Genomic DNA, 9,236 nt, shown 5'->3' on the forward strand with positions numbered 1-9,236 from the left:
TTAGCTCTCCTTTTTTAAGATTAATTTATATGTTTTAATATTCCCCCACATATCTTCTAATATCAATTCTGCTAAGGCTTTATTACCTAAATCAAAAAGAATTTCATTCCATCTATTTACTTTGATTGGAGTAATATTTGATGATGAGTAAAGTTTTATCCAATAGTTAAATATTGTCGAACCATGTCCAAAAACTAAACCAGGCGAATACATTTCATCTTGTCGTATTTGATCAAATTCAATTTTATATATAAGCTCATCATTAATTTTTAGTGAAATAGATTTTGGTATTATCCGTGTATTTTTTCCAAGAAATTGTAGTATATTAACTTCAAGTTTTGGTATAGTGTAAAAAGGAATTTCAACTAATTCATTTTCTTTTAATTCAATAGTATTTTTTCCTGATCGTATTTTTAAGGCCATTAATTTTTTTTCTCTTAACTCAGTATAATCAACAAATTCAATAGCATCTTTTATTATTTCAGTATTTTTGTTTCCTGATTTTATAATTTTTCTAATTTCAAAATGAACATTTGGAACAGTAGCTTCCCCACTTTTTCCAGAAAATCCAATAACTTCTCCTCTTGAAACCATTATTTCATTTTCAGGAAATATAATTTCTGTAAAAGTATCTCCAAATTCATTTCTTGTTGAATTAGCAATATTATCAACGATATTGTTAAATGCGCTTAAATGAGCATAAACACTTATAATGTCATAATTAGGATGATAAATAAATATAGTATTACCATAAATCTTATTATTTAACCAAATTTTATAAACATATCCATCATCTGCAGATTTAACAGGATATCCAACTCTTGCAAATGAAGAAAAATCAATACCAGTATGAAAATGAGGTTTATTTCCAGTATCTCTATACTCCCCAAAAGAAGAAGTAATATATGAATTTTCGATAGGGATTAAAAATTTTTGCGAAAATATTTGAACAGTAAATATCATTATTAATAGAAAAAAAAGGCTTTTTTTCATTATTTTTCCTCCTAACTAAAGTTAAAATTATTCCTCTGTTATATGTATATACCCGACCTTAAGCAATTCTTTTACATGTTCGTCATTTAAAGAATAGTATACAACTTTTCCATCTTTTCTAAATTTTACTAGATCAGTTTGTCTTAAAACGCGTAATTGATGAGAAATTGCAGATGGCGTTTTTTCAAGAACATAGGATAAATCACAAACACACATCTCATCAACTTGAGATAAAGTATACAAAATTTTCATTCTTGTCCTATCCCCAATGACTTTAAATAATTCAGTTAATTTATTTAAAATTCGTTCTTCGGGAATTTTATCTCTTACTTTTTTTATAATTTCGTTATGGACTTCAATTGTTTGACATACATCAATTTCATTTTTATTTTTTATTTTACCCATTATCTTCACCACCTTTTATATATGAATACTTATTCAAATATATTATATCATAGATAGTATGATTAGTCAATTATATTTTATTAAATAAAAAAACACAATTTGACATTTATTTACACTTGTTGTATAATAAAGTAAATAAAAAAATATGATTAATTTTTTGAGGAGGAGAAAAATGAAATTATTTTTTTTAGGTGCAGGAAATTCAGCTAAAATCATATTAGAAGAATTAGAAAATAGTATAGAAAAAGCGTATTTTTTTGATAAAGATAAAGAAAAAATAGAAATATTGAAAAAGAGATTTGAAAATATAGATTATGCAGATATAGAAGATTTAAATAATTTAAATGTAGATTTTGTTATAGAAGTAGCTTCTGTAGAAGCTTTAGAAGAGTATGGGATAAAAATTTTAGAAATGAACAAAAATCTTGTGATATTGAGTACAGGTGCTTTTGCAGATAAAATCTTTAGATATAAATTTGTAAAAAAATTAAATAATTCTAATAGTAAGGTATATATTGCATCAGGTGCTGTAGGAGGAATAGATTTAATAAATGCTGTTCATAATAAATTAAATAAAATAACTTTAACAACAAGAAAACCACCAAAAAGTTTTGGACTTGATATTGATAAAGAAAAGATAATTTTTGAAGGGAATTCAATTGAAGCAATTAAACAATTTCCAAAAAATGTAAATGTTGCTGTTACATTATCTTTGGCAGCAAGAGATTTTGAAAAAGTTAATGTAAGGATAATTGCAGATCCAAATGTTGAAAGAAATATACATATAGTTGAAATAAATTCAAAAGTTGGAAATTACAAATTTAAATTTGAAAATTTCCCATCAAAAAACCCGAAAACCAGTTATTTAGCTCCATTATCTATTGTTAGTTTACTAAAAAACACATATTCGAATTTTAAAATAGGAGGATAAAATGAATATGATAAATAAAACAGCTATTGCAAGAGATTTAATTGAAAAGATAAAAATATTGAAAAAAGAAAAAAATTATACAATATTAGGTCATAATTATGTTATTCCAGAGTTGCAAGAGATTTCAGATATTACAGGTGATTCATTGCAATTGGCAAGGCTTGCAACAGAAATTGAAAATGATAGAATTTTATTTCTTGGTGTAGATTTTATGGCTGAAACATTAAAAATATTAAATCCATCGAAGAAAATTATTGTTCCAACAAAAGGAGCAACATGTCCAATGGCAAATTCATTAACTCCAGAACTCATTAAAAAGTTTAAAGAAAAATATCCTGATGCACCTGTAGTATTATATGTGAATAGCACAGCAAAATGTAAAGCGTTAGCAGATTATACATGTACATCAGCAAATGCTGTTGAAATAGCAAAAAAAATAGATTCAGAGGTAATTTTATTTGGTCCAGATAAAAATTTAGGATCATATGTTGCAGAAAAAACAGGTAAAAAGATTATACCGATTCCTGGAGATAGAGGATATTGTTATGTACATAATAGATTTTCTATAGAAGATGTGAAATTAGCAAAAGAAAAACATCCTGATGCAAAAATTATTGTTCATCCAGAAGCAAAAAAAGAAGTAAGAGACTTATGTGAATATATTGGTAGTACTGGTCAAATGATGAAATTCCCTAAAGAAGATGAAACTAAAGAGTTTATTATTGGGACAGAAATTGGAATGATACACAAATTATCTAAAACTTTTAAAAACAAGAAATTTTATCCATTAAAAGAATTAGGAATATGTAATAATATGAAAAAAAATAATTTGAAAAATGTATACGAAGCGTTATTATTTGAAAATAATGAAATAAATTTAACTGAAGAAATCATTGAAAAAGCAAAAATACCTATATTAAACATGTTTAAACTTATGGAGGGTTAATATGTTTGAATATGAAATAAAATTATTAAAAGAATGGATAGAAAAAGATAATTCATTTTTTGATATAGCTTCATATGAATTGAGAAACAAAGAAACTACCGCAGAAATAATTTTAAAAAATTTTAATATTGTGTTGTCTGGCATAGAAATAATAGAAAAATTATTAAAAGAATATGAAATAAAAGCAGAGTTTTATTTTAAAGATGGTGATTTTGTTGAAAATGGAATTATAGGTAAACTAAGAGGAAATGCTTATAACATTTTAATAGTTGAAAGAACTATGTTAAATATACTTTCCTTAATGAGTGCAGTAGCAACAAAAACTTATACTTTAATAAGTAAAATAGATGGAAAAACCAGATTGGCTGCAACTAGAAAAATATTTCCAGGACTTGGAAATCTTGAAAAAATGGCTGTATTACATGGTGGAGGAGATTCTCATCGATGGAATTTATCAGAAAGCATTATGATAAAAGACAATCATATAAAATTATATGGTGGTGTGGAAAATGCTATAAATGTAGTGAAAAAATATAAATCATTCACTAAAAAAATAGAAATTGAAGTAGAAAATGAAACTAATGCTTTTTTAGCAGCTAAAAATAATGTGGATATAATAATGCTTGATAATTTTGATTCAAAAAATGCAAAAAAATTAGCTAAAAAATTAAAAAGAGAATATCCAAAAATAATAATAGAAGTTTCTGGTGGAATTAATGAAAATAATTATCTTGAATATGTTGATGATAATATAGACATAATATCAATGGGAAAATTAACAACAGAAGTAAAATATATAGACTTTTCATTAGAAATAGAAAATTGAGGTGTTTTGCCTCAATTTCTTTTTATAGACAAAGTAATTTTATATACAAAATTTTTAAAAATATTGTTTATTTTTTTCATATTCAAAGATAAAATCTAAAGCTTTTTTTATTACAGTATCATTTTCTAAATTTTTAGAATCCAAAAATATTCCAAAATTCGGATCATCAACATAAATGTCTGGATATATACCAGTTTTTGAAATATTTTTACCTTTTTCCGAAACAAAGTATCCAATAGGAAAAAAAACAGTTCCACCATTTTCTAAATTAAAATAACCTATTAATTCTGATTTGCCATATGTTTTTTCTCCAACTACAGTAGCTAACTTATTTTCTTTAAAAAATTGTGTAAAAAATTCAGCAGTTGAAACAGTAAACTTATTTACTAAAATAATCTTTTTTATATTGTTTAAGTTATTAAAAAAAGGTATTGACTCTCTATATATTATTTTACTTTGATTCTTATAAATAATTTTTCCTAATATTTTTTTATCTGTGAAATACGATAATACTTTTAGTCCTTCATCAAAATCACCACCCAAATTATATCTTAAATCTATTATTAAATATTTTACTTTTTTTAAAGTGATTTCCTGTAATATATTGCTTACTTCTTTTACTGTATTTCCTTGTTCAAAATAATTTATTTTTATATAACCTATATTTTCTTCATTAAAATTAAATTTTGTGAATACAGCAGTTGGAATCGTATTATATTTTTTATTTAAAATTATTTTTCGAGGAGTATCTAATTCTTTTCTAATAATTGTTAGCTCAACAATTTCTTTACTATCCAGTAATTTTACAGCTTTATATGGACCAATATCTATTATTTTATTATTATCTATTTCAATAATCATATCATTAGGTTTTATTCCCTTTTTATATGCTTCGGAATTTTTTATAACAAAATCTACAGTAAATACAAACCTTTCATAATCATAATGAAAATAAAACCCTAATCTATATTCATGATTATACTTTTTATTTCCAGATTCTAAGTATCCCACATATTTGTTGTTTAATCCAGATAAAAGATTTGTTAGTAATGAATTTGTATCTAAATTTTTATAATAATATTTCTCTAAATATTTATAGGTTTCATTTATTAAATTATTTTTTTTGATTTTGGCATTCACATCTACTTTTAGATATATTAAAAATAATAGTAAAGGTAGTAAAATAACAACTAAAAAAACATAAATTATTTTTTTCATATAATCATCCTTTAATTTATTATTTCAACTATTTAAATTAACATTAAAATAACCGGGATATAAAAATTTTTGGTTTTATGAGTAATATAGCCAACAAAAAAATATTCACTTAACGAGAAAGCAACTCCTATCATATAATTATAGAAAGGAATATAATTCCCTGTAAATAAAGTATTAGAAAACAAAGCAAACAAAAACGAGGTAACAAAACAATTAACAAATTTATTCTCAAATAAATTTGTTAAAAATTCTTGTAAAACAACAAAATAAAAAAAAGAGATAAGTGAAAGAAAAACAAATATTGTAATATCAAAATTAGTTGTTTTTTTCAAAAATAAATTAGTGAATATTTTAATTGATAGAGTTGCTACAATCAATAAGATTAAAGAGAAATCCTTAAAATTATCATAAAATTTCTTAAAATTTATAGTCCAATATGAACGTATCTCTTTTGAAAAAAGCGATATTAAAGAAATTCCCACAAAAATATACATGGAAAAATTTCTTATGGAATGTCCTAAATTACTATTCTGAATTGAAGATATAAATATAATAATATGAAATAATGTTAAAAAAATTAACGTGTATAATACCTTTCTCTTTTTCTTTTTTATTTTTAAAAATTCTCTGTATTCTACATTTAAATCTTGAGTATTCATTTTAATTCCTCCTAAAATTTATAGTCTATAATGTTAGGAAAATAATAAAATTTTTTGAAATATGAACCAGTAAAAATATCTAAATTATAATTTTTTGTAAGTATTCCATTAACGAAGATATTTAATTCTATATTTCCTGTATTTCTTGATAATTTATATGGAATAAATAAATATCCAAATTTTAATAAATTATTATTTACTACATCACTTGTACTGTCAATATAAGCGATTAAAGGTTTGAAATTATGATTTTCATTTAATAAAATCAAAATAGAAAAATTTTCTAATTTAAAATTCATATAAAAATATATATGAAGATATATATCAAAGTTTATGTATTTAACAATTTTATTTTGGTAAATTTTTGCATCCTTAGATTTTAAAATAACTTTAAAAGGAGTATTGGATATTATATTTTTATTTTTATCAATTAAGTAAAATTTAGAATTTAAATTTTTACTAAAAATCCAATCAAAAAAATTAATCATTTTAAATTATTAAATGATGTAAAAACTAGACCATCTCCACCAATACCAGCAGTAACCGCACCAAAATCACCCCAAAAATTTGTAGATTCTGGTATTTTTCGTAATGTTTCAGCAATATTATCAGCTATTGTTTTTTTACTTGTTGTTTCATTTGATGATTGGGTTTGATTTGATGATTGAATTTGATTTGATATTCCCCCAGTATTGTCTAATCTTGTTATCATATTCTAACCTCCCTGTAGTTGTTAGTTTTTAATTCCCGGGAATTATTTTAATAATATTTTACAAAAAAAAAAAAGATAAAAAATATGTAAAATTTATGTAAAATATTGTAAGTTTTAATAAGCGTGGGATATTTAAGAGGAATATTAGAAGACAATGCTAGTCCATTTAACATAGCAGAACATTTAGAAGTACCATACTTTACCAAAGAACAAGTATATGATTTACTAAACCAACACGAAAAGGAAACAGGCCAAATATTTGATGAAAAAGTAAAAGAATTAATGATGAAAATTCTATTTGAACTAGAAAGTGTTGAGTTTGATATAAGTGATGATAGAATAAAATTCCTATATTTAAATGAGGTAATAGATGATTGTGACGGTAAATGTTGTGTAAAAGTATCGTTATATTATAAAAAGTTATACAATCATTTCAAACCAGAAATTAATGCTGAAAAAACTTATATGGCAACAATAAAAGATACAACAAAACCATATCTAAAAGAAGACGGAACACTTGATTTAAACAAATTAATGAAAAGATATAGAGGAAGAGTAGACTTATTAATAAATATACATAACAAAGAATACTTAATAGAAGTAAAAGCAAACATAACAGGAAATGATTATGAAAAATCAAAAAAACAAATAAAAGAGTATATAAAAAGAAAAGGGTTAAAAGAGGGATGGCTGATAATATATTCGGATACTATAAAAGATTTTGAATATATAATAGAAGAAGAAAATGGAATAAAATTACATATTTGGTTTATAAAAACCAATTTTGAAAGTCCGTCAATAATGAAATAAAAAAATTTGTGAGTTTTTATATTGTCGAAGATAGTCGAAACTTGTCGAAGTTGTCGACTATGTCGAAGATAATATGGTATAATATATGTAAATAATAAATTATAATATTATACAAAGAGGTGTAATAATGGAATTAGGAAAAATAATAGAAAGACTTATAGATAAACCTTTAGATGAAAAAAATAAAAATTTACTTGTAAATAGAGATAAAGAATTTGAGTTGATTAATTTGATTATAAATTATCAACCATATGGAATATATGGAATATGTGGAGAGACTGGTATAGGCAAAACCACAGTTATAAACAACATACATACAGATTTTTATACTATAAAAATATCTTTATCTCAAAGAGAAAGTCAGGATACAATATTATACGATATTTTATATAATATATCTGTAAAAACAGAAAAAGATATAGAAATATCCAGTGAAATAAAAGAATGGATTTTAGAGGAAATATCTTATATAAAAGGGTTTGCAATAGGAATAAATTTTTTTGGCAATGGAGATATATCTAATCAAAAACATAAAATTCCAAGGTTTAATTATTTTAAAGCTAAAGAATATTTGAATAAATTAACTGATGAGTTGATAAAAAAATATAAAAAGGTTGTTTTAATAATTGATGAACTAGATAAAGAAAGCAAAAAAGAAGTTTTATTAGTTTTAGATAATTTAAAATTGGAATTACAAAAGGAAGGTTTTGTTGTTATGGTTTCATTGCCATATTCTATATATAGAGAATATAAATTTGATAGAATGCATAGAAATGAGAGTGGGAATTTAGAAAATGTGATAAAAGATATTATATACTTAAGAGAATTTACTAATAGTGAGATAAAGGAAATTCTTATAAAAAGAATAAAAGAATTTATTTATTATTTTGATGAAAGTGTAATAGACCTAATTGTAGATTATTCTGATGGTAATCCGAGAGATGCTTTTTGGATAACTCAAAAGTTGATTTTTGAAGCATTATCTAAGAAATTAAGTAAAATTGATAAAATGTTTGCTGAAGAAACAATAAAGAATATTGTAAATGAGTATTTAAATGAAATTTCTTTGACAGAAAAACAAAAATTAATGATAGATGAAGATTTGTTTCCAGGTAAGAGAGAAGAAATATTAAAAAAAGCGATAGAAAATAAAAAATTCCCACGATCTACAGCATATTCTATTTTTGATAAATTATTAAAAACTGGGATAATAATTGAACAAAATGGAATTTACAGACTTTCAGGAAAAAGTAAATATTTGTATATAAATTAAATTTGTCGAAGATAGTCGAAACTTGTCGAGGTTGTCGACTACGTCGAAAAACTCTGAGGAATATCCTCAGAGTTTTTATATTACCATCTTCCACCAGGGTATGTTCCAATAAATTTGTTTTATTTTTAGTATTTACTTAGAGTTTTCTTAGGACGTCCAATTAGTAAGAAGCAAAAAAGGCACTCCTTGATTCAATGTAGAAACATTGAATTGAGCCAAAAAACAAAAGAAAGGAGTGCCCAATTCAATGTTAGCACAAAAAAGAATAGAAATCAATACATCTTTTGTAAAAAAAGAAATTTTATTTATTTTCAATATTATAGATATATTTTTTAACGAACCGAAATACTCATTTGGTAGAAAAAAAGAATTTTCAGATAAAGCTATTCTTAAAATTCTAATGTTGTTAAAAATGGCTAAAAAATCATATAGAAAAGTTCAAAAATTATTTGATGAACATCCG

11 protein-coding genes and 1 pseudogene are annotated in these 9,236 nt (G+C 23.5%); 6 read left to right on the forward strand and 6 right to left on the reverse strand.

The window, feature by feature from the left end; translation table 11 throughout:
• Both BUA62_RS08375 and BUA62_RS08380 read right to left on the reverse strand, forming a co-directional pair.
• Positions 1-993: a M23 family metallopeptidase gene (locus tag BUA62_RS08375; protein ID WP_072865376.1), complete on the reverse strand. Its 993-nt coding sequence runs from the start codon at positions 991-993 to the stop codon at positions 1-3.
• A 27-nt stretch (positions 994-1,020) separates the two neighbouring features.
• Positions 1,021-1,398, reverse strand: a complete 378-nt coding sequence (locus BUA62_RS08380; RefSeq protein ID WP_072865378.1) for an ArsR/SmtB family transcription factor — start codon at positions 1,396-1,398, stop codon at positions 1,021-1,023.
• A 172-nt stretch (positions 1,399-1,570) separates the two neighbouring features.
• Between BUA62_RS08380 and nadX the strand changes: the two genes are divergently transcribed.
• Genes nadX through nadC form a run of 3 tightly spaced genes read left to right on the forward strand, consistent with a single transcriptional unit; the run spans position 1,571 to position 4,101 of the window.
• Positions 1,571-2,329 carry an aspartate dehydrogenase gene (gene nadX / locus BUA62_RS08385; RefSeq protein WP_072865380.1) on the forward strand — a complete coding sequence of 253 codons (759 nt, stop codon included), beginning with the start codon at positions 1,571-1,573 and terminating at the stop codon, positions 2,327-2,329.
• A 7-nt stretch (positions 2,330-2,336) separates the two neighbouring features.
• Positions 2,337-3,275: a quinolinate synthase NadA gene (gene nadA / locus BUA62_RS08390; protein WP_072865401.1), complete on the forward strand. Its 939-nt coding sequence runs from the start codon at positions 2,337-2,339 to the stop codon at positions 3,273-3,275.
• Between the two features lies 1 nt (position 3,276).
• The gene (gene nadC, locus BUA62_RS08395) at positions 3,277-4,101 is read left to right on the forward strand and encodes a carboxylating nicotinate-nucleotide diphosphorylase (RefSeq protein ID WP_072865382.1); all 825 of its coding nucleotides are present in this window, start codon (positions 3,277-3,279) and stop codon (positions 4,099-4,101) included.
• A gap of 54 nt (positions 4,102-4,155) precedes the next feature.
• Here the strand turns inward: nadC and BUA62_RS08400 are convergent, their stop codons facing one another.
• From BUA62_RS08400 to BUA62_RS08415, 4 genes are read right to left on the reverse strand one after another with little or no spacing between them, the layout of a single operon-like run.
• Complete coding sequence (locus BUA62_RS08400; RefSeq protein WP_072865384.1) at positions 4,156-5,319, reverse strand: S41 family peptidase; 1,164 nt, start codon at positions 5,317-5,319, stop codon at positions 4,156-4,158.
• Between the two features lie 32 nt (positions 5,320-5,351).
• The gene (locus BUA62_RS08405; RefSeq protein ID WP_072865386.1) at positions 5,352-5,978 is read right to left on the reverse strand and encodes a hypothetical protein; all 627 of its coding nucleotides are present in this window, start codon (positions 5,976-5,978) and stop codon (positions 5,352-5,354) included.
• A gap of 11 nt (positions 5,979-5,989) precedes the next feature.
• Complete coding sequence (locus tag BUA62_RS08410) at positions 5,990-6,466, reverse strand: hypothetical protein (RefSeq protein WP_072865388.1); 477 nt, start codon at positions 6,464-6,466, stop codon at positions 5,990-5,992.
• A complete protein-coding gene (locus BUA62_RS08415; RefSeq protein WP_072865391.1) occupies positions 6,463-6,690 on the reverse strand; it encodes a hypothetical protein in 228 nt (75 codons plus the stop codon). The genes BUA62_RS08410 and BUA62_RS08415 overlap by 4 nt, the downstream gene beginning before the upstream one ends.
• A 123-nt stretch (positions 6,691-6,813) precedes the next feature.
• On the opposite strand from BUA62_RS08415, the gene BUA62_RS08420 reads away from it, so the two are divergent.
• The 3 genes and pseudogenes from BUA62_RS08420 to BUA62_RS08430 all read left to right on the forward strand — a co-directional run.
• Positions 6,814-7,500, forward strand: coding sequence for a hypothetical protein (locus BUA62_RS08420; protein ID WP_072865393.1), 687 nt, complete (start codon positions 6,814-6,816; stop codon positions 7,498-7,500).
• A 127-nt stretch (positions 7,501-7,627) separates the two neighbouring features.
• Positions 7,628-8,773: an AAA family ATPase gene (locus BUA62_RS08425; RefSeq protein ID WP_072865395.1), complete on the forward strand. Its 1,146-nt coding sequence runs from the start codon at positions 7,628-7,630 to the stop codon at positions 8,771-8,773.
• 247 nt (positions 8,774-9,020) lie between these two features.
• A pseudogene (locus BUA62_RS08430) lies at positions 9,021-9,236 on the forward strand (hypothetical protein); the annotation flags it as partial.

This window comes from Marinitoga hydrogenitolerans DSM 16785, from assembly GCF_900129175.1.
GTDB lineage: Bacteria > Thermotogota > Thermotogae > Petrotogales > Petrotogaceae > Marinitoga > Marinitoga hydrogenitolerans.

Excerpts from the sequence above, each read along its gene's own strand:
- BUA62_RS08375 (WP_072865376.1), bottom strand. The coding sequence starts at position 993 with ATGAAAAAAAGCCTTTTTTTTCTATTAATAATGATATTTACTGTTCAA.
- BUA62_RS08380 (WP_072865378.1), bottom strand. The coding sequence starts at position 1,398 with ATGGGTAAAATAAAAAATAAAAATGAAATTGATGTATGTCAAACAATT.
- nadX (WP_072865380.1), top strand. The coding sequence starts at position 1,571 with ATGAAATTATTTTTTTTAGGTGCAGGAAATTCAGCTAAAATCATATTA.
- nadA (WP_072865401.1), top strand. The coding sequence starts at position 2,337 with ATGATAAATAAAACAGCTATTGCAAGAGATTTAATTGAAAAGATAAAA.
- nadC (WP_072865382.1), top strand. The coding sequence starts at position 3,277 with ATGTTTGAATATGAAATAAAATTATTAAAAGAATGGATAGAAAAAGAT.
- BUA62_RS08400 (WP_072865384.1), bottom strand. The coding sequence starts at position 5,319 with ATGAAAAAAATAATTTATGTTTTTTTAGTTGTTATTTTACTACCTTTA.
- BUA62_RS08405 (WP_072865386.1), bottom strand. The coding sequence starts at position 5,978 with ATGAATACTCAAGATTTAAATGTAGAATACAGAGAATTTTTAAAAATA.
- BUA62_RS08410 (WP_072865388.1), bottom strand. The coding sequence starts at position 6,466 with ATGATTAATTTTTTTGATTGGATTTTTAGTAAAAATTTAAATTCTAAA.
- BUA62_RS08415 (WP_072865391.1), bottom strand. The coding sequence starts at position 6,690 with ATGATAACAAGATTAGACAATACTGGGGGAATATCAAATCAAATTCAA.
- BUA62_RS08425 (WP_072865395.1), top strand. The coding sequence starts at position 7,628 with ATGGAATTAGGAAAAATAATAGAAAGACTTATAGATAAACCTTTAGAT.